The sequence below is a fragment of the Alkalihalobacillus sp. MEB130 genome, assembly GCF_032335535.1.
Classification (GTDB): domain Bacteria; phylum Bacillota; class Bacilli; order Bacillales; family Bacillaceae_D; genus Halalkalibacter.
In genome coordinates this window covers 190076-209120 of the sequence record NZ_JAOANA010000004.1, presented here as the reverse complement: position 1 = coordinate 209120, position 19045 = coordinate 190076, and the positions used below count along the sequence as shown (strand labels likewise).

Annotated in this window: 22 protein-coding genes; 16 read left to right on the top strand and 6 right to left on the bottom strand. The window is 38.1% G+C overall.

Going from position 1 to position 19045, the window contains the following annotated elements; genetic code table 11:
• The first annotated feature begins 1 nt into the window (after window position 1).
• The gene (locus N0O92_RS06345; RefSeq protein ID WP_315613813.1) at window positions 2-937 is read left to right on the top strand and encodes an AEC family transporter; all 936 of its coding nucleotides are present in this window, start codon (window positions 2-4) and stop codon (window positions 935-937) included.
• Between the two features lie 26 nt (window positions 938-963).
• On the opposite strand, the gene uppP is transcribed toward N0O92_RS06345, so the two are convergent.
• Complete coding sequence (uppP, locus tag N0O92_RS06340; RefSeq protein ID WP_315613812.1) at window positions 964-1797, bottom strand: undecaprenyl-diphosphatase UppP; 834 nt, start codon at window positions 1795-1797, stop codon at window positions 964-966.
• Window positions 1798-2000: 203 nt separating this feature from the next.
• Here uppP and N0O92_RS06335 point away from each other — a divergent pair, with 203 nt between their 5' ends.
• Window positions 2001-2516, top strand: a complete 516-nt coding sequence (locus N0O92_RS06335; protein WP_315613811.1) for a TlpA disulfide reductase family protein — start codon at window positions 2001-2003, stop codon at window positions 2514-2516.
• A 101-nt stretch (window positions 2517-2617) separates the two neighbouring features.
• Window positions 2618-3700, top strand: a complete 1083-nt coding sequence (locus tag N0O92_RS06330) for a DUF3866 family protein (protein WP_315613810.1) — start codon at window positions 2618-2620, stop codon at window positions 3698-3700.
• Here the strand turns inward: N0O92_RS06330 and mciZ are convergent.
• Window positions 3610-3819, bottom strand: a complete 210-nt coding sequence (mciZ, locus tag N0O92_RS06325; RefSeq protein ID WP_315613809.1) for a Z-ring formation inhibitor MciZ — start codon at window positions 3817-3819, stop codon at window positions 3610-3612. The two genes, N0O92_RS06330 and mciZ, sit on opposite strands and share 91 nt — an antisense overlap.
• A 122-nt stretch (window positions 3820-3941) precedes the next feature.
• Between mciZ and N0O92_RS06320 the strand changes: the two genes are divergently transcribed.
• From N0O92_RS06320 to N0O92_RS06280, 9 genes are all read left to right on the top strand, one after another.
• Complete coding sequence (locus tag N0O92_RS06320) at window positions 3942-4487, top strand: NUDIX hydrolase (RefSeq protein ID WP_315613808.1); 546 nt, start codon at window positions 3942-3944, stop codon at window positions 4485-4487.
• Window positions 4484-5662: an endonuclease Q family protein gene (locus N0O92_RS06315; RefSeq protein WP_315613807.1), complete on the top strand. Its 1179-nt coding sequence runs from the start codon at window positions 4484-4486 to the stop codon at window positions 5660-5662. The genes N0O92_RS06320 and N0O92_RS06315 overlap by 4 nt, the downstream gene beginning before the upstream one ends.
• 200 nt (window positions 5663-5862) lie before the next feature.
• Window positions 5863-6504 (top strand): stage II sporulation protein M, encoded by a 642-nt coding sequence (gene spoIIM / locus N0O92_RS06310; protein ID WP_396334472.1) that lies wholly within the window; start codon window positions 5863-5865, stop codon window positions 6502-6504.
• A 123-nt stretch (window positions 6505-6627) separates the two neighbouring features.
• On the top strand, window positions 6628-7083 hold the full coding sequence (fur, locus tag N0O92_RS06305; protein WP_315613806.1) for a ferric iron uptake transcriptional regulator: 456 nt from the start codon (window positions 6628-6630) through the stop codon (window positions 7081-7083).
• A 179-nt stretch (window positions 7084-7262) separates the two neighbouring features.
• Window positions 7263-7496, top strand: coding sequence for a YqzK family protein (locus tag N0O92_RS06300; RefSeq protein WP_315613805.1), 234 nt, complete (start codon window positions 7263-7265; stop codon window positions 7494-7496).
• Between the two features lie 26 nt (window positions 7497-7522).
• Window positions 7523-8413 (top strand): site-specific tyrosine recombinase XerD, encoded by an 891-nt coding sequence (xerD, locus tag N0O92_RS06295; protein WP_315613804.1) that lies wholly within the window; start codon window positions 7523-7525, stop codon window positions 8411-8413.
• 74 nt (window positions 8414-8487) lie between these two features.
• On the top strand, window positions 8488-9693 hold the full coding sequence (gene deoB, locus N0O92_RS06290) for a phosphopentomutase (protein ID WP_315613803.1): 1206 nt from the start codon (window positions 8488-8490) through the stop codon (window positions 9691-9693).
• 18 nt (window positions 9694-9711) lie between these two features.
• Window positions 9712-10527 (top strand): purine-nucleoside phosphorylase, encoded by an 816-nt coding sequence (locus N0O92_RS06285; RefSeq protein ID WP_315613861.1) that lies wholly within the window; start codon window positions 9712-9714, stop codon window positions 10525-10527.
• Window positions 10528-10691: 164 nt separating this feature from the next.
• Window positions 10692-11993: a pyrimidine-nucleoside phosphorylase gene (locus N0O92_RS06280; protein ID WP_315613802.1), complete on the top strand. Its 1302-nt coding sequence runs from the start codon at window positions 10692-10694 to the stop codon at window positions 11991-11993.
• Between the two features lie 46 nt (window positions 11994-12039).
• On the opposite strand, the gene deoD is transcribed toward N0O92_RS06280, so the two are convergent.
• From deoD to N0O92_RS06260, 4 genes are all read right to left on the bottom strand, one after another.
• Window positions 12040-12744 (bottom strand): purine-nucleoside phosphorylase, encoded by a 705-nt coding sequence (gene deoD / locus N0O92_RS06275; protein ID WP_315613801.1) that lies wholly within the window; start codon window positions 12742-12744, stop codon window positions 12040-12042.
• 130 nt (window positions 12745-12874) lie between these two features.
• Entirely contained in the window at window positions 12875-13405 is a 531-nt protein-coding gene (locus tag N0O92_RS06270) for a carbonic anhydrase (RefSeq protein WP_315613800.1), read from the bottom strand.
• 12 nt (window positions 13406-13417) lie between these two features.
• Entirely contained in the window at window positions 13418-14434 is a 1017-nt protein-coding gene (locus tag N0O92_RS06265; RefSeq protein ID WP_315613799.1) for a sodium-dependent bicarbonate transport family permease, read from the bottom strand.
• Between the two features lie 151 nt (window positions 14435-14585).
• The gene (locus N0O92_RS06260) at window positions 14586-14951 is read right to left on the bottom strand and encodes a Na-translocating system protein MpsC family protein (RefSeq protein ID WP_315613798.1); all 366 of its coding nucleotides are present in this window, start codon (window positions 14949-14951) and stop codon (window positions 14586-14588) included.
• Between the two features lie 409 nt (window positions 14952-15360).
• On the opposite strand from N0O92_RS06260, the gene N0O92_RS06255 reads away from it, so the two are divergent.
• The 4 genes from N0O92_RS06255 to N0O92_RS06240 all read left to right on the top strand — a co-directional run bounded on the left by N0O92_RS06255 (window position 15361) and on the right by N0O92_RS06240 (window position 19035).
• Window positions 15361-16440, top strand: a complete 1080-nt coding sequence (locus N0O92_RS06255; protein WP_315613797.1) for an iron-containing alcohol dehydrogenase family protein — start codon at window positions 15361-15363, stop codon at window positions 16438-16440.
• 29 nt (window positions 16441-16469) lie between these two features.
• Window positions 16470-17285 carry a MetQ/NlpA family ABC transporter substrate-binding protein gene (locus tag N0O92_RS06250; RefSeq protein ID WP_315613796.1) on the top strand — a complete coding sequence of 272 codons (816 nt, stop codon included), beginning with the start codon at window positions 16470-16472 and terminating at the stop codon, window positions 17283-17285.
• Between the two features lie 63 nt (window positions 17286-17348).
• On the top strand, window positions 17349-18362 hold the full coding sequence (locus tag N0O92_RS06245; protein WP_315613795.1) for a methionine ABC transporter ATP-binding protein: 1014 nt from the start codon (window positions 17349-17351) through the stop codon (window positions 18360-18362).
• 1 nt (window position 18363) lies between these two features.
• A complete protein-coding gene (locus N0O92_RS06240) occupies window positions 18364-19035 on the top strand; it encodes a methionine ABC transporter permease (protein WP_315613794.1) in 672 nt (223 codons plus the stop codon).
• The last annotated feature ends 10 nt before the right edge of the window (window positions 19036-19045 follow it).

The window sequence follows — 19045 nt, the reverse complement described above, 5'->3', positions numbered from 1 at the left end:
GATGAGTGCTGTGTTTGGCTTAGCGCAAGAAATGACCGTATTACTAGTAATAGGGTTCATAGGGTTAATCATGAGAAAAGTAAACATTCTCCCCAAAGAATCAAATTATGTCCTTACTCAAGTGGTACTTTATATTACTCTACCTTGTCTTATTATTTATTCTATGGATATACAAGTGTCAAGAGAGTTAATCGTTGATATCTCTTGGTTGGTTGGATTATCTATATTTGCCTTGTTATGCACTACTGCCGTAGGATATGGTTTTCGAAAAAGAGCGAAGATGTCTGATAGTAGAAAAGGAGTTTATGAGGCGGCAATCCTTTTTGGTAATCAAGGTTTTATAGGCTATGCAATTGCCTTTTTGTTATTTGGTGAAATTGGAGTTCTTTATACAGCTTTTTTTATGATATTTTTCCTGTTTTATGTATGGACGTATGTTGTGTATGTAGTGGCGCGGGCCGGTCAAACTATTTCTTGGCGACAAATTTTTCTTAATCCTGGAGTGATTGCGACATCGATCGGCTTTTTCATAATGGTTCTGCCATTTCGATTGCCTGATTTACTTGGAGGGGTGTTGGCTGATATTGGAGCAATGACATTGCCTTTATCTATGATTCTAATAGGGAGTTTACTAGCAGGGATAAACAGTAAACAGTTTAAAGAATTAATCAGAAATCGGTATATTTGGTATGCAACTGGTGCAAAGCTGCTCTTGCTTCCTGTTTTTTTATTCCCCTTTCTATGGATGCCGGTTTCAACAACTGTACTAGGAGTGGCCATCCTTGTTACGGCTACCCCAACAGCTCCAACTGTTCCAATGTTTGCCCAAAAGTATAAAGGAGATGTTCCTTTTGGTACGTTCATGGTGGCGACAACAACCATTCTTTGTGTCATTACGATACCGATGTTATATGCTCTCATTTTGCTTATAAGATAAAAAACAGCCCCGAGGGACTGTTTTTTTTATAAATCGATAATCATACTATTATCTAAGAAGAAATAAACAAAAATGGCTGCTGCAAAACAATAAACAGCGAAATAAACAAGTTTGCTCTTCTTCAAGAATTCAATTAACCAAACAATTCCCAGCCAAGAAAAAATAAATGTAGCAATAAAAGAAACGACTAATGCTGGAATTCCTACTTGTGTAACAAGAGCACCATCAGTAAAGTCCCCAATTGCTAATACACTCGATCCTAAGATAACCGGAATGGATAATAAAAAGGAATAGCGCACAGCGGTATCGCGACTTAATCCAGCAAAAAGGGCTGTAACAAGTGTCGCACCTGAACGAGAAATACCAGGGAAAACAGCTAACGTCTGGCCAAGACCAACTATGATAGAGTCTTTGAATGTCATCTCTTTTTCTGTTCGATCTCCGTATTGAACAAAACGTTCAATAATAATAAGGAAGAGTCCGGTAACTGCTAAGGCAATCGCAATAAAAGGTGGAGTTTTCATGGATGCTCCGATAAAATCCTCAAGTAAAATTCCAAGTACACCCGTAATAAGTGTAGCAACGATGATATAAATACCAAAGAAGAACTGTGCCCGATTGTCTTCTGAGCGGTTCATCAGGTAGCCGATAAAACCAAACATAACAACCAATAAGTCTTTTCTGAAGTAAATAACAACAGCAAGGATAGAGGCAAGATGTAAGTAAATTTCAAAACCGAATCCAGGGAATTCATATCCTAATAAAATCTGAGTAATGACGATATGTGCTGTACTAGAGATCGGTAAAAATTCAGTAATTCCTTGCACGATTCCAAAAATTAAAGCTTCAATTATTGACATGTACCATACCCGTCCTTTCAAAGTAAGGTTAGGCCTCAAGAAAATGAAACACTAACTTTTTTATTCTATCAAAATTAGTTCTTCTAGGAAAGAATCAATTTGCCCTTTTCATAGATTGATTCTCTTCTATTACTTGCGTTACCTAGATTCTCCTCACTATAATATAGAATAAAGAACACTGACACGATGGGGGAGACGCATAAATGAAAAGAGGAACAACGATATTGGTATTGGGTGTTGTAGGTATCCTTTTAATCGGAATCATTTTCTTCCAAGATCGAAAAGAGATTGGAAATGAGCCTGGCATGATTGCTGAGAATTTTGCATTGCCGATGTACACCGACGACATGGGAGAGCTTTGGGATTATCGAGGTGATGTGATCATTTTAAATATGTGGGCTTCTTGGTGCGAACCATGTCGTGATGAGATGCCAGATCTAATGGATCTACAAGCTGATTATCACGATCAAGGGTTAAACATCTTAACGGTTAACATGCAAAAATCTGAACGAACGTTACAAGATGCTCCTAATTTTATAGAAGAAATTGGAATTACCTTACCTGTTTTCTTTGACGTTGATGGCGATGTGGCCGACCGCTATAAAATTTTTGGGATGCCGATGACCTATATCATTAATAGAGAAGGTGTAATTGAGCACGTCATTCGCGGTGAAGTCGATTATGCAGGTTTAGAGTCACTGATGAAACCATTATTATAAAATGGATGTTATTTGTAACTCTGCCTATAAGTATCTGAAATTTGGTAACACTAGTACTATAATGTTTTTTACTATCAAAGCCCCGAGTAAGGCGTGAGAATATGTATAAAGAAATAAAATCCAAAGTTCTTTCTATCAGCTATGAAGATGCTTCCATTCAAAAACTACATACTGATAATGGAAGCAAAAAAGCAATCTTGTATAAAAGATTCACTCCACGAGCTGAGATTGGGGACGTTATTCTCATTAATACAACAGCTACTGAATTGCATTTGGGTACAGGTGGCTGGGATATTGTACGGTCGCTTTTTCATCATACAGAGTGGGAATCAGACGAATCACAAGGACATATAATGAAAGCTCGATACACCCCAATCCAGCACAGTGTTTTAGCTGTTGAAGCACAGGAAAGTACGTATCATTCTTATTTTAAAAAATCCTTTTCCTTGGATGGAAGTTTGGTGTGGTTAGCTGAATTACATAGCATGGTACCCTTATTTTATTATGTTTCACAAGTATTGCAGCCTGGCAGTTCTTGCTGCGTTATTTTTGATGATCAAGCATCTCTGCCATTAATGATGAGTGATCAACTTAGACGTTTAGAGAAAGAAGATACTTTTCACTCCATTAGTGTTGGTCAAGCATTTGGTGCTCAGTATGAGGCTATAACGATTGCATCCGCTTTGCAATTTGCGAAAGAAATACTAAAGGCCGATCGAATTTTAATCTCAGTGGGACCTGGAGTAATTGGTACTGGAACGAAGTATGGCTTTGCTGGTATGGCCTTATCCCATTGGTCACACACGGTAAGTGCGTTAGGAGGGAAACCTATTTGGATTCCTCGAATGTCTTTTGCTGAACAAAGGACACGTCATAAAGGAATTAGTCATCACATCCTAACCCCATTATGTGAGTTTACATTTAAGCCAGCTATATTGCCACTTCCGTACATGAATGATCAAGAGTATCAAATCGTGTTAGACCAACTGAACTCATATCAACCATATCAAGCAAATCACAATGTTATCTTTTCAAAAGAAGATTACGTTTCTACAGTTGTCAAAACAGCACTCGATCAATCTCCTCTACCTATTCAAACAATGGGACGGACATTTGAAGATGACCCGATTTTTTTCTCAGCTGTTGCCGAGGCAGTTAGGGTAGGGTGGGAAGTACAAGGATGAACAGCTTGAACCCACTGTTCCAACGTATCGAAAGAGTGTTGCATTTGTTTTAATTTCGCTCGAATTTCCCAGGCTTTTCCAGTTAAAATAATGCCCTGATTATGAACATAAACTTTCATCTTAGCTCGTCCTTTCAAACAAGTGTATGCTACACTTTTATGAGAACTAGCTGACGAAAAGAACAAAAATTTATTGGAACATACAGTCAGACTTAAAAAAGGATAAATTGTTGGAGGGGAATATGGATCACTTATATGAGAAAACGATTAAAACAACGGAAGTTTACAAGGGGAAAATCATTAATTTAGAAATTCAAGAAGTAGAACTTCCAAACGGCAAAACAGGCTCACGTGAAATTGTCAAGCATCCAGGTGCCGTTGCTGTCGTCCCGGTAACAAAAGAAGGAAACATCGTTCTTGTCAAGCAATTTCGAAAAGCACTTAATAAAACGATAGTTGAAATTCCTGCGGGTAAACTTGAAATAGGAGAAGATCCCCTGCAATCAGCTATGAGAGAACTAGAAGAAGAAACAGGATACAAAACAGAAAATCTAGAATTTCTTCTTTCCTTTTATACATCACCTGGCTTTGCTGATGAACTAATTTACCTTTACTTCACAGATGATTTACAGGCAGGTATGACAAATATGGACGATGATGAATTTTTAGATGTTCTAGAAGTAAGTCTTGAAGAGGCAGAACGGATGATAAAGGATCAAACGATTCATGATGCAAAGACTGCTTATGCCATTAATTATTTACGAATGAAGGAGAGCCTACAATCGTGATAGATTTACAACAATTTGTGGTTGATTTACATATTCATATTGGAAGAACTCGTTTGGGGGCAGCTGTTAAAATAACCGCTGCTCCTTCTTTGACCTTACAATCTATTATTCATTACGCAGTGAACATAAAAGGAATTGATTTAATTGGCGTAATTGATTGTCATGTGAAAGAAGTTCTGAATGAGTTAGAAGAAAAAATAGAAACTGGAGAGGCCTTTCCTTTGAAAGATGGGGGCGTGCAATTTCCAGGAGTGACTTTGCTATTAGGAACTGAAATTGAATTGCTTGATGATCAATGTAAAGGGCCGATTCATGTGCTAGTCTTTATGCCGACAATTGAAACAATGAAAGAGTTTAGTGAATGGCTAGCAACCCGGATGACGAACCCGAACCTTAGCTCGCAAAGGATATATGAAAAAGCGCATACCGTACAATTAAAGGTTCGAGAGTTAGACGGATTATTTATTCCCGCGCATATTTTTACTCCGTTCAAAAGTCTTTATGGAAAAGGAGTGGTATCTAGTTTAAAAGAGGTATTTGATCCAAACATGATAGACGCAGTTGAACTTGGATTAAGTAGTGATACATCGATGGCCGATCAGGTACACGAACTACACGCATACCCTTTTTTAACCAATTCAGATGCTCATTCGTTAGAAAAAATGGCAAGAGAGTATCAAATCATGAAGATGAAACATCCTTCGTTTCAGGAATTAAAACGTGCCTTACAGAGAAGTGATGGGAGAGAAATTTCCAGCAATTATGGCTTGAATCCACTTTTAGGCAAGTATTACCGAACGATCTGTGCAGTTTGTTCAAAGCAGTTAGACCAACACCGATGTACAGCTTGCCAATCTGAAAAAGTAGTAAAAGGGGTGTTTGAACGATTACAAGAGTTAGCTAGTAACCAAGAAAGGAAGAATGAACGTCCACCTTACGTTCATCAAGTTCCCTTAGAATTTATACCGAAATTAGGGAAGCAGACTTTAAAGAAACTAAGAAATCAATTTGGAACGGATATGAACATTATTCATTCTGTTTCAAGGGAGGAACTTAGGAATGTTGTTTCCAGTTCGATTGTTGAGGCGATCATGGCAGCAAGAAATGGTACTCTCTCTATTAAAGCAGGCGGTGGAGGAGTCTATGGAAAAATAAGTACAGAAGTAAAAGAATAGAAAATCGTAAAAGCTTTAAGAGAAGGGTCTTGTCTTAAGGCTTTTACTAGTAAAGAAAAGTTTGTTTCTTCATTATATACATGACGAATCGACGTCCCTCTCTCAAAATGGATTTTTCTACGAACCTATTGATACTATCTTGTCATAGATTTGAATCTTGTCTCATAGAGTAAAGTAAGAGCAAATGAGGAGGTCTTGGCATGATGAAGTACGGTTTACGAGAAATGATTGCAGCCCATTTAGAAGAGAACCGAACAATCTATGTTTTTACAACCGTTCTGTTTCTAATTGGTATTGTCTTTGGAGCGATTGTTGTAAATAGCTTGAGCTTAACGCAAAAGCATGATTTATATACGTATTTGAATCAATTTTTTGGACATGTTCAGCAAGGAGAGTTAGCACAGTCTTCTGCTTTATTTAGTCAAAGTTTTGCTCATTATGCAAAGTATTTTGGGCTAATGTGGATTTTAGGTCTATCCATTATCGGCTTACCTGTTATTCTTATTCTGCTCTTTTTAAAAGGAGTCGTTGTTGGCTTTACGGTTGGCTTTCTCGTCAATCAAATGGGGATGTCCGGGTTCTTTTTAGCATTTGTTTCTATCATGCCACAAAATTTCATTCTCGTGCCTGCGTTCATCATAGTGGGGACTGCTAGTATTTCATTTTGTTTGAAAATGGTTCGGCAACAATTCATGAAAAGGTCGAACATGCCTATTTTTCCTCAGTTTTTAAAGTACTCTCTTCTAATTTTATGTGTCGGTTCAGCCCTTGCATTTGCTTCTGCGTTTGAGGCATATGTTTCTCCTGTACTGATGAAATGGGTTATTGAAACGATGGCATAGATAATAATCATTATCTCTTTATAATTATTACACCTAATTAAATAATAATCATTATCGATTGACACTGTTTTTTTGAATGATTATAATAAAAGGAGGGAAAAAGCTTGAGGGGAGGCGTAACGAATGGAAAAAAGGCTTGAACGTATTAAAAAACATCTGCACTCGCAAAGTTACAAGCTCACTCCACAACGAGAAGCAACGGTTCGTGTGTTGCTCGAACATGAAGAGGATCATTTAAGTGCAGAAGACGTTTACCTCCTCGTTAAAGAAAAATCACCAGAGATCGGACTAGCTACAGTCTATCGGACGTTAGAGCTACTGGCTGAATTAAAAATAGTCGATAAAATAAATTTTGGAGATGGTGTATCGCGTTTTGACCTGCGACAAGAAGGAGCAGCTCATTTTCACCACCATCTAGTTTGTATTGAATGTGGAGCAGTGGATGAAATACAAGAAGATTTATTAGGTGATGTCGAAGAGGTCGTTGAGCGAGATTGGAATTTTAAAATTAAAGACCATCGCTTAACGTTTCATGGAATTTGTCATCGTTGTCATGAAAATGAAAACACAGAAGATTAGAGATGTTGTGGAGCCTATCAAAATTGGATAGGTTCTTTTTCTTTTCTTTTTCATTCAGTTTAGAGAAATGGGCAAACTTTTAAGAAGGGACATGTTTTTTTAGGTATATTCCGTATGGTTTTTGGCATAGCTTGTAAAAAGAGGAATGGTACAAGAAGTCATAAGCGGAGGTATGTCCCATGAAATCTTGGTTTGGTTTAGTTGTACAAACAGTTAAAGTGTTTCTCTTATTTATGGGATGCACACTTCTATTTTATTATGGTATTCTATGGGTAAGTCAAGAATATGAGAGCTATCATCGCTATGATGAACCACAAGGAAAGGCTGTCAAAGTTTTTCATATGGAACAAGAAACAGGAAATTCCGTCTCTTGGTTAGAACGACTTATGCTGTTCTATCGTGAAGGGGAGTAAAATGAAGCTTTGACAAGGTGATATAAGTGGAGCGTGAAAGAAACGAATTTCTAGATTACATAAATGCTGAACGAGGACTTGCTCACAATACTGTTCAATCGTATGAACGAGACTTAAAACAGTACGAACATTTTGTTAAACGTCTCGGGACCGTTACTAGCATTGATGACATTGAAAAACAAACCATTGAAGACTTTATGTATTTTCTAAAGGAGCAAGGTCGTGCAGAAACAACCATTGCAAGAACCGTTGCTTCCATAAGGTCATTTCACCAATTTTTACTTCGTGAAAACTATACAAAAAAAGACCCTTCAATCCATCTTGAGATTCCAAAACGAGAGAAACGTTTGCCAAGTATCTTAACGTTGAAAGAAGTAGAAGCGTTGCTTGAAGCTCCTTCTGGGAAGGATGAGATATCGATTCGAAATCGGGCAATGCTAGAAACCTTGTATGCTACAGGAATGCGAGTTTCTGAGCTAATCAATCTAACCGTTGCAAACACACATGTATCCATGGGGTTTGTTAGATGTATTGGAAAAGGAAAGAAGGAACGTATTATTCCTCTTGGCAAAGAAGCTGCAAAAGCTTTACAATGTTATCTTGAACACGGTCGAAGGGCTCTTATAAAAACAAACCATCATGAATTCTTATTTGTTAACCACCGTGGAAATCCTCTTACTAGACAAGGATTTTGGAAGATTCTTAAACAGCTTGCTAGTAAGGCTTCTATTGAAAAGTCATTGACACCTCATACGTTGAGGCATTCTTTTGCAACCCACTTGATTGAGAATGGTGCAGATCTTAGAGCGGTTCAAGAAATGTTAGGACATGAGGATATATCGACTACTCAGGTGTATACCCAAGTTACTAAAGCAAGAATGAAAGATGTCTATGCTCAGTATCATCCTAGAGCATAGAGTTTTTATGTTTTTAGAGGTCAGACTTCTGACAACTATGTCTCGTTCAAGTTGAATCAATAATGGGGCATAGTATGAATGAAAAGGAGGGATTTGTAGTGAGTACAAATCGTTATAAACGAGTATTTCTTATTGTAATGGATTCAGTTGGAATAGGAGAAGCACCGGATGCGGCTGATTTTGGTGATGAAGGATCTAATACACTTGGACATATTGCAGAAAAGATGAATGGGTTAACAATGCCGAACATGGAAGCCCTTGGGTTAAGTCATATTCGTGAAATTAAAGGAATAAAAAAAGTAGAAAACCCTCTTGGACACTACGGAATCATGCAGGAATCCTCAAGTGGAAAAGATACAATGACCGGTCACTGGGAGCTAATGGGCTTACATATCCAAGAACCTTTTCGTGTTTTTCCAAACGGATTTCCGAATGAATTAGTTCAAGAATTGGAAAGACAATGGGGACGCAAAATGATTGGGAACAAAGTGGCTTCTGGTACGGAGATATTAGATGAACTGGGAGCAGAGCATGTTCAAACTGGTGATTTGATTGTTTATACTTCTGCGGACTCCGTTTTACAAATTGCTGCACATGAAGAGATTGTGCCGATTGAAGAGTTATACGACATTTGTGAGAAAGCACGCAAAATCACACTAGATCCGAAATATATGATTGGCCGAGTCATTGCAAGACCGTTTGTAGGAAAAGAAGGAGAGTGGAAGCGGACCTCTAATCGCCATGATTATGCCCTTAAACCATTTGGACGAACGGTTATGAATGAGCTTGCTGATAATGGCATAGATTCTATTGCTCTTGGTAAGATCTCCGATATATATGATGGGGAAGGTGTAACAGAAGCGATTCGTACAGTCTCCAATGATGATGGCATGGAGAAGTTGCTAGAGACGATTCGAAAACCATTTAACGGTTTATGTTTTTTGAATTTAGTTGATTTTGACGCGGTCTATGGACATAGGCGGGATCCAATTGGTTATGGAAAAGCATTAGAGCAATTTGACCGTCAGCTTAAGCAGGTAATTGAAGAACTAGGAGAGAATGATTTATTAATGATCACAGCGGACCATGGGAATGACCCAACGCATAAAGGCACTGATCATACGAGAGAATACGTGCCTCTTATTGTTTACAATAAGAATCAAAGGGAAGCAAAAGATTTAGGAGTTCGTTCCACTTTTGCAGATGTCGGAGCTACGATTGCTGATAACTTTGGCGTATCTCTTCCAAAACATGGAACGAGCTTTTTACAAGAACTTTAACTTTTTATTTAGGAGGAAATTACTGTGACTACAATTGAACAAACAACTTCTTTTTTACGTGAAAAAGTGAAAGAAACACCGGTTATCGGTTTAATATTAGGTTCAGGACTTGGGGTTTTGGCGGATGAAATTGAACAGCCAGTGAAAGTGCCTTACAGCGAAATTCCTAATTTTCCTGTCTCCACAGTTGCTGGGCATGCAGGACAATTAGTGTTTGGTACATTAGAGGGAAAAAAAGTTGTTGCTATGCAAGGTCGTTTTCATTTTTACGAAGGATATAGTATGGATGTTGTTACTTTTCCAGTTCGCGTTATGAAAGCATTAGGGGTGGAACAAATTATTGTAACTAATGCGGCTGGAGGTGTGAATGAGTCGTATGAGCCAGGTAATCTCATGATTATTAAAGATCAAATTAATAACATGGGCCAAAATCCGTTAATTGGGCCGAATGATGAAGCCTTTGGTGTCCGTTTCCCAGATATGTCAAATGCTTATTCAGAGCGCCTCCGTCAACTAGCAAGAGCACAAGCGGAAAAGTTGAATTTGTCTATTCAAGAAGGAGTATATGTAGGAAACACTGGACCTGCATATGAAACACCAGCAGAAATTCGTATGCTACGTACATTAGGTGCCGATGCAGTAGGGATGTCGACGGTTCCTGAAGTCATTATCGCACGACATGCTGGATTAGAAGTGCTTGGCATTTCTTGCATCTCAAATATGGCAGCAGGAATTTTGCCACAACCATTAACGCATGATGAAGTAATTGAAACAACAGAACGCGTAAAAGCAGACTTTCTATCTCTAGTCAAAGCAATTGTAAAAGAAATGTAAGAAGAAATGGTCGATTTGGAACAGTTGGTAGCGAAAATGAACGAGTCTGCTACATACGGTAAGGAAAAAGTGGGGGAAAAATACTAAGATCTCGATTAGTAGATTTAGTAGAAGCCATCGAACGGTAAATGCTATTAGCCGAAGCGAAAAGGATGTGAAGTACGATGCGTATGGTTGACCTTATTGAAAAAAAGAGAGATGGTCATGAACTAACAAAAGAGGAGATTCGCTTTGCTATTGAAGGTTACACAAAAGGAACTATTCCAGATTACCAAATGTCTGCGTTAGCTATGGCTATTTTCTTTCAAGATATGACTACAGTTGAACGAGCGGAATTAACGACGGCTATGGTAGAGTCTGGAGATCAAATCGATTTATCAGCAATTGAGGGGATTAAAGTAGATAAACACTCAACGGGTGGCGTAGGAGATAAAACAACAATCGCTTTAGCCCCTCTTGTTGCAGCGGTAGGTGTCCCTGTAGCAAAGATGTCTGGTAGAGGCTTAGGACATACAGGAGGTACCATCGATAAGCTAGAAGCGATACCAGGCTTTAGTGTAGAAATTGACACCGAACAATTTGTTAATTTAGTGAATAAAAATAAGCTTGCTGTTGTAGGTCAAACTGGCAATTTAACACCTGCCGATAAAAAGCTGTATTCCCTTAGAGATGTAACGGCAACGGTTAATTCCATTCCCCTTATTGCAAGCTCCATTATGAGTAAAAAACTAGCTTCTGGTGCTGATGCCATTGTTCTTGATGTAAAAACGGGTAGAGGAGCATTTATGAAGGAGTTAGAGCAGTCGAAAGAGTTAGCTGAATCAATGGTTGCCATTGGAAAAAGTCTTGGTCGCGATACAATGGCGATTATTTCGGATATGAATCAGCCGCTTGGATTTACAGTTGGGAACGCGCTTGAAGTCAAAGAGGCAATAGAGATGCTTCGAGGAGAAGGTCCTGATGATTTACGTGAGTTATGTTTAACTCTCGGAAGCCAAATGGTCTATTTGGCCAAACAAGCGAATTCGATTGAAGAAGCACGCCGAAAGCTGGAAGAAGTTATTTCAAATGGGAAAGCGCTTGAAGTATTAAAAGTATTTATAGCCTCTCAGAACGGAGATCCTTCCGTTGTTGATCATCCTGAGAATCTACCAAAAGCAAAATATGAGTTAGAAGTGAAGGCAGAACAAACTGGAGTAGTCTCTGCAATCATTGCCGATAAAATTGGTACAGCTGCAATGGTACTGGGAGCAGGTCGAGCAACGAAAGATTCTGAAATTGATTTAGCTGTTGGAATTGTGTTAAACAAAAAAATAGGTGATTCTGTTCAGGTAGGGGACTCCATAGCAACGCTACATGCAAATGACGAACATGTAGAGCATGTTAGTAAAATGGTGAAGGACGCTTATTCATTCACGGATCAACATGTGGCAAAACCAACCCTTATTTATGATGTCATTCATTGAGAAAGAACAAAAGCAGGGAAGAGTTACTCTCCCCTGCTTTTTCGTGTTATTTTTTCGTAACCGCCTCTAGAGCGACTTCCATCATTTCGCTAAAAGTTGTTTGGCGTTCTTCGGAAGTTGTTTCCTCACCTGTTAAGATATGATCACTTACTGTAAGGACAGAAAGGGCCTTTCTGTCAAATTTAGCTGCAATGGTATATAATGCAGCTGTTTCCATTTCAACAGCCAAGATGCCGTATTTTGCCCATTTTTCTAGCTCGGCATTGTCATTGTAGAACATATCAGCAGTAAAGACATTTCCTACTTTAAGGTTTAATCCTTTTTCAATACCAACGTCATACGCTTGTTTCAGTAATTCAAAGTTAGCTGTCGGAGCAAAATCAACTCCACCAAACGTTAAACGATTCATTTGGGAATCAGTGGACGCACTCATAGCTAAGATCACATCACGCACTTTTACATCTTTCTGAATGGCACCACATGTTCCAACACGAACAAGATTCTGAACGTTATATTCCTGCATTAATTCATTAATATAAATGGAAATAGAAGGAACGCCCATTCCTGTTCCTTGGACGGAAATTCTCTCTCCTTTATATGTGCCGGTAAAACCTAGCATGCCGCGGACTTCATTATAACAAACTGCATCTTCTAAGAATGTTTCTGCGATGTATTTTGCGCGTAATGGGTCTCCTGGTAAAAGGATTGTTTCAGCAATTTCACCTTGTTTGGCTCCAATATGTACACTCATTTTGTACCCTCCTATACACCTATAAGGTAGGCTTTTCATTCTTCATTACTATAACATAAACGAAGTGGAACACAAATTTTAATGGATATAAAAAACCTGCAGGAGACATGCTCATGCAGGTAAGTTTACATTAACCAATCTCTTCTTCTTGGTTATGTTGAGAGATACAATTGAAATGTCCAGTTTCTATATTCATCGTATAAGCTTCGATAACAATCCGGTTTGGAATGAGTGGGTGATTTTGTAACAAATGCAGACTTGATCGTAATGTTTCTTCCACTTCTCCATCTATGCCTTTTAACCATGAAAGAACGTCTTTATTTACGATTCGACTATAGTCAAGCGTATTTAATAGTTGTTGACTAATTCCATCTTCTTCAAGTTCTCGCATCATAATTGATTGATTAAATTTAACACGATTATGGTTCTTTGGGGCAATTAAACAAATATGCTCTACATTATGTTGATAGATAGCTAAGATGATATTTCGAACCAAACAACCATACGGCTGAGTAATAGCCGCACTTTCGCTTGTCAAAACTAGCAAATTTGACTCATCAACTTGTAAGAATGTTGAGAGTAATTGTTGGAATTCATGGTTAATATCCGTAATAATGAGGGTGTTTCTTTTCGAAGTCGTTTCATTGATTCCTTTTAGCATCATCATTCCTCCTTAGAAAAGTACTAACCATTGAGCGAATTGATAATATAACGGTATGCCAATAATTAAATTAAATGGGAACGTAACGCCAAGAGCAAGCCCTAGATAAATTGATGGATTGGCATCAGGTATAGAAGTACGAAGGGCAGCTGGTGCAGCGATATACGAAGCACTACCTGCAAGAACTCCCATCAATGTTGTTCCTCCAAGGGATAGCCCAATCGCCGCACCTACTGCAACACCTAAAATACCTCCAATGATAGGCATGATGATTCCAAAAAGGAATAGTTGTATCCCATGCTTTCGAATTTCAGGTAATCGTTCACCGGCTGTTAGTCCCATACTTAGAAGAAATAAGATTAAAACGCTGCTATACAAATCTATAAATAATGGTTGAACGGCTGGCAAAGCATGTTCTCCTGCAATAAGACCAATTGTTAACGACCCGAGTAAAAGCAAGATACTTTTACCAAAAAGGGCTTCTTTCAACACGTCTTTATCAATCCAGGATGTTGCGGGTGAAGCAAAAGCGATTGTTTTTGTAGAATATGGAACTGAGCCCGACTTTTTCTGTTCCATTACCTTTAAGAGGATTAAAGAAATGATGATCGCTGGACTTTCCATTAACACCACCATGGCATTCATAAATCCCTCATAAGAAGTTCCAATTTGATCAAGAAAAGAAATAGCAGCTCCGTAAGTTACGATACTCACAGAACCATAGGTTGCAGCTAATGCAATGGCATTTTTCTTATCCAGCTTAATAACCTTTAAAAGGAGCAGAGTCACAATAGGTAATATAGACCCTAAAAATAACGTACCTAAAACGGGACTAATAACTTCTCCAAATGAATATTTAGAAAGCTCAATTCCTCCTTTTAACCCAATAGCTACGAGCAAGAAAATGCTTAGTGTTTCACTTAAGGCACTAGGAAACTTTAAATCTGATTTCAACATCGCTGCGAGTAACCCAAGGACAAAAAAAAGGACTACCGGAGATAATAAGTTTTGAATCATAATATCATACATTTTTCATTCTCCTTTATGAACTGTCATGTAAATAGAAAAAAGCCGTCTATTAGAAGACCAGTATCATCTCAAACGGAGATGTGCTGCTTCTTTAAATAGACGGCTTATCTTTAACTAGCAAAGTAGCTTTTTAAAGATCTTCCATATTTCATTAGGTCAGTGTCTTCTCAAGATCACTTGCTAATCGAAAAACCATAATTCGTTCACCCGTTTTTGTACTGATGTCGGTGTGGAGTGTGACGACTTCAATTCCGACAATTTCTTGGATGAGTTCACCTAACGTATCGCGACCTGATTCTACAAGTTCACAACGAATCTTTTTAATGGATAATCGCCCTTCATCCTTTTGACAGAGAGCATATTCAGCTGGTGTTAAAACACCTTTAAGTGTGACAATAATCATGTCACGAAGGATGTCAGTTTTGACAGAAACGGATCCTCGTCCTAAGAAGTCTTTCTCCCATTGGGTTAATGACTTTGAGATTTCCGCTTCTAATGATCCTTTTGTACGTATCATTAAAAGATACCTCCTAGGAAATGTGTAGAGGAACATATGATAAAAAAAGGCGCATTTCTCCGAAGATAAATAAGGAAGAAATACGCCGATTTACCATGATGAATAAAACAGGAAGTAATTTGTTCTTTTTCATCATACAGATTCATCATCGATATAATGCTAAAGAACAAATGCTTCAGGCTTTTTTCATTTGATCTCTCGGAAAATTAAGTTAAATTAATCATAGCTTGATATTTTCTTCCTGTCAATCCCAATTAAATAGGAAAACGAACACAAATTAATCCGAAAGTTTTTTCAAAAAAACAATTGTCTAAATTGTATTTATTCTTTATAATGATGAACAATGAGTTAAAACCAACTTGTCTTCTTGGTTTTTTCTGCTAAAGAAAGAAAGGAGGAAGAGATAGCAATGAAGGAAATAAGAGTACAAGCGTCTCCTAGTTACTATGCTTGTGAATTAGGAGTATACGATCGGCTTGAGTCATTACTAAGTGAGGGAAGGGTAGCGAGAGCACTGTTCATTCACGGAAAGAAATCATTAAAGGCCGCGTCGAACATTCTACCTACTTTTGATCAGCTGACTGTTCATTTTGAACCATACGGTGGCGAATGTTCATTGAATGAGATTGAACGTTTGCAACATCTTGGACAAGAAAAAAATTGTGATGTTATTATTGGCCTTGGTGGCGGAAAAGTGATGGATGTAGCAAAGTCAGTAGCGAATGAAATGAATGTGCCAGTTGTTCTATTGCCGACACTTGCCTCTCAATGTGCAGCATGGACACCACTTAGTGTCATTTATACTGATTCAGGTGACTATGTGAAATACACTCCTTTTTTGAAAAACCCATGGATAGTGTTAGTGGATCCAAGGATCATTGCAGCTTCACCTGCGGCATTTTTACGAGCTGGAATTGGGGATACTTTAGCAAAATGGTATGAAGCGCGGGCATTAACGAAAACGTTAGATCATTTACGCGTACCCGTGAGGTTATCGCTTCAGGCAGCAGCTTTATGTCAGGAGCTTATCCTTGAAGAAAGCGAACAAGCAATGCAAGCATTAGGTGAAAAAGCAGTAACACAGTCTCTGATAACGATTATTGAAACGAACATAATGGCAGGTGGATTGGTGGGAGGCCTTGGAGATCACTTTGGCCGAATTGCAGCAGCTCATTCGATTCATAACGCACTAACCCAATTTGAGGAAACTCATCACTTTCTTCATGGTGAGAAAGTTGCCTATGGGGTTCTTGTTCAATTAGCACTGGAAGAAGAAGTAGAAGAATTGGAGAGATTACTTCCGTTTTTCAAAAGAATTGGACTGCCTATTTCACTTACAGATCTAGGTCTCGAAGCAACTACGGATGTTTTCGAAGCTATCGCTCAAAAAACGTTACACCCAAGTGAATCGATTCACTTTATGAGTCAATCATTCACAGTAAATGAGGTTGTTCACGGAATTCAAACCGTTGAAACATATAAAAAATAGATAGATAAAAAAGAGTAGGAGAGAAGAAAATGAAAAAAGTATTAATTTCTGCATTAACAGCTTTATCTATGATTGGTCTTGCAGCTTGTGGCGGCGGTGGAGACGCTGGTACTGGTGAGCTTGCTGAAGATCAATTAAAAGTAGGGGTAACAGCAGGTCCACATGAACAAATCATGGAAAAAGTAATTGAATTAGCTGCTGAAGAAGGTCTTGAAATTGATATGACGGTTTTTACTGAGTATGTTATGCCAAATGTGGCACTTGACGAAGGTGAATTAGATCTTAATAGTTTCCAACATAAGCCTTACTTAGATAATTTTAAAGAAGAACGTAATCTTGACTTAGTTGATGTTGCTACAACAGTAAACTTCCCAATGGGTATTTATTCTACTGAACTTGCAGATGTAGCAGAGTTACAAGAAGGCGATAAAGTTGGTTTACCAAACGATCCAACAAACGGAGCACGTGCATTAATCTTGTTTGAGATCGCTGGTTTAATTACACTTGATCCAGATGCTGGCGTAACAGCGACTGTAAATGATATTACAGATAACCCACATAACTTAGATTTTATTGAACTAGAAGCATCACAAATTCCAAGACAATTGGATGAGTTAGCAGCAGCAGCCATTAATACGAACTTTGCGATTGAGCATGGATTTGTGCCTACAGAAGATTCAATTTACATTGAGCCAAGTGATTCTCCTTGGGTGAACGTACTTGCCGTTCGTACTGAAAATGAAAATGATGCTGTAATTCAGAAGTTTATTGAAATTTATCAATCTGAAGAAGTAAAACAATTTATCGAAGAAGAATTTGCTGGTTCTGTAGTAGCTTCATGGTAAGATAACATAATGAGAGTAGGGTGACTATGGTCACCCTCTTTTTCTATTAAGGAGTTGAAGAAGATGATCGAATTAAAGCATGTATCCAAAACGTTTGCGACTAAAAAATCAACGGTAAGTGCACTAGATGATGTTTCTATCCATGTAAAAAAAGGCGAAATATATGGAGTTATTGGATATAGTGGTGCAGGAAAAAGTACACTGATTCGTTGTGTAAACATGCTTGAAAAGCCAAGTGCAGGAGAAATTATTGTTAACGGTGTAGAGATGACGGGCTTATCTGCAAATAAGCTTCGTGAAGCGCGTCAAAATATAGGGATGATTTTTCAAGGGTTTAATTTATTAAAAACAGCAACAGTTTATGATAATATTGCCATTCCTTTGAAATTAACAGGCATACCGAAAAGTGAAATTGATGAAAGAGTAAAGAAATACTTAGCTGTAGTAGGATTAGAGGAAAAAGCGGATTCCTACCCTGGCCAGCTGTCTGGTGGTCAAAAGCAGCGAGTGGCGATTGCCCGTGCCTTGTCTCATGAACCAGATGTGTTATTAAGTGATGAAGCAACAAGCGCCTTAGACCCAGAAACAACAGAGTCTATCTTAGCGCTATTATTGAAAATTAATAAAGAATTTGGGATTACGATTTTGCTAATTACTCATGAAATGCATGTCGTTCAAAAGATATGTGACCGCGTAGCAGTAATGGAGAATGGAAAAGTAATCGAAGAAGGAAAAGTAATTGATATTTTCTCCAAAGCCACTACGAATACAACAAAGAAATTTATTAATAGTTTGTTTCCTGAAGATATTCCTGTGGAAGTAATAAATTCTTTTAGTGAACAAGGTCCTGTTATTCGTTTATCTTTTGTTGGTCAATCAACAGGAAAACCTGCGCTTGCAGAAGTAGCAAAGAAATTTAACGTTTATACGAATATCTTATCTGGGAATATTGTTCAATTAAAGAACGAGCCTTATGGCCGAATGGTGATTCATTTACAAGGGGATCAAGAGCAAACGGAAGCATCTATTGACTATTTAGAGGCTGAAGGTGTCCATGTAGAAAGGGTGAATTTGTAACATGTTTCAATTAACAGAATTTTTTGATCGTTGGGGCGACCCTATTTGGAAAGCAACCATTGAAACGTTTCAAATGGTTTCTATTTCTCTAGTTATTTCGATTATTATTGCTTTACCGTTAGGAACTCTTTTAGTTTTAACAAGACCTAATAAAAGTTTAGAAAATAAATATGTCTACCAAGCGTTAAATATTGTAATTAATATCACACGTTCGATTCCATTTATTATATTGCTATTCTTTATTTTACCTTTTACAAAGTTTATCGTTGGAACATCCATGGGAGTAAAAGGCGTAATTGTCCCGCTAGTTGTGTATACCGCTCCCTATATTGCCAGATTGATGGAATCTGCTTTGCTAGAGGTGGACAAGGGTGTACTAGAAGCATATGAAGCAATGGGGATAAAAACGCACCATATTATTTGGCACGTAATGGTACGCGAAGCTCGTCCTTCTTTGATATTAGGTTTAACGATTGCAACGATTGGATTAATTGGTGCAACAGCAATGGCTGGTCTAGTTGGTGCAGGTGGTTTAGGAGATTTAGCATACCGTTTCGGTCACTTACGTTACGAACCTGAAGTTATGTATGCTACAGTCATTATCCTCATTATTCTTGTTCAAGGAATTCAATCAATTGGAAACCGTGTTGCATCTAGATTGAAGAAAGATTAGAAGGAGGAAT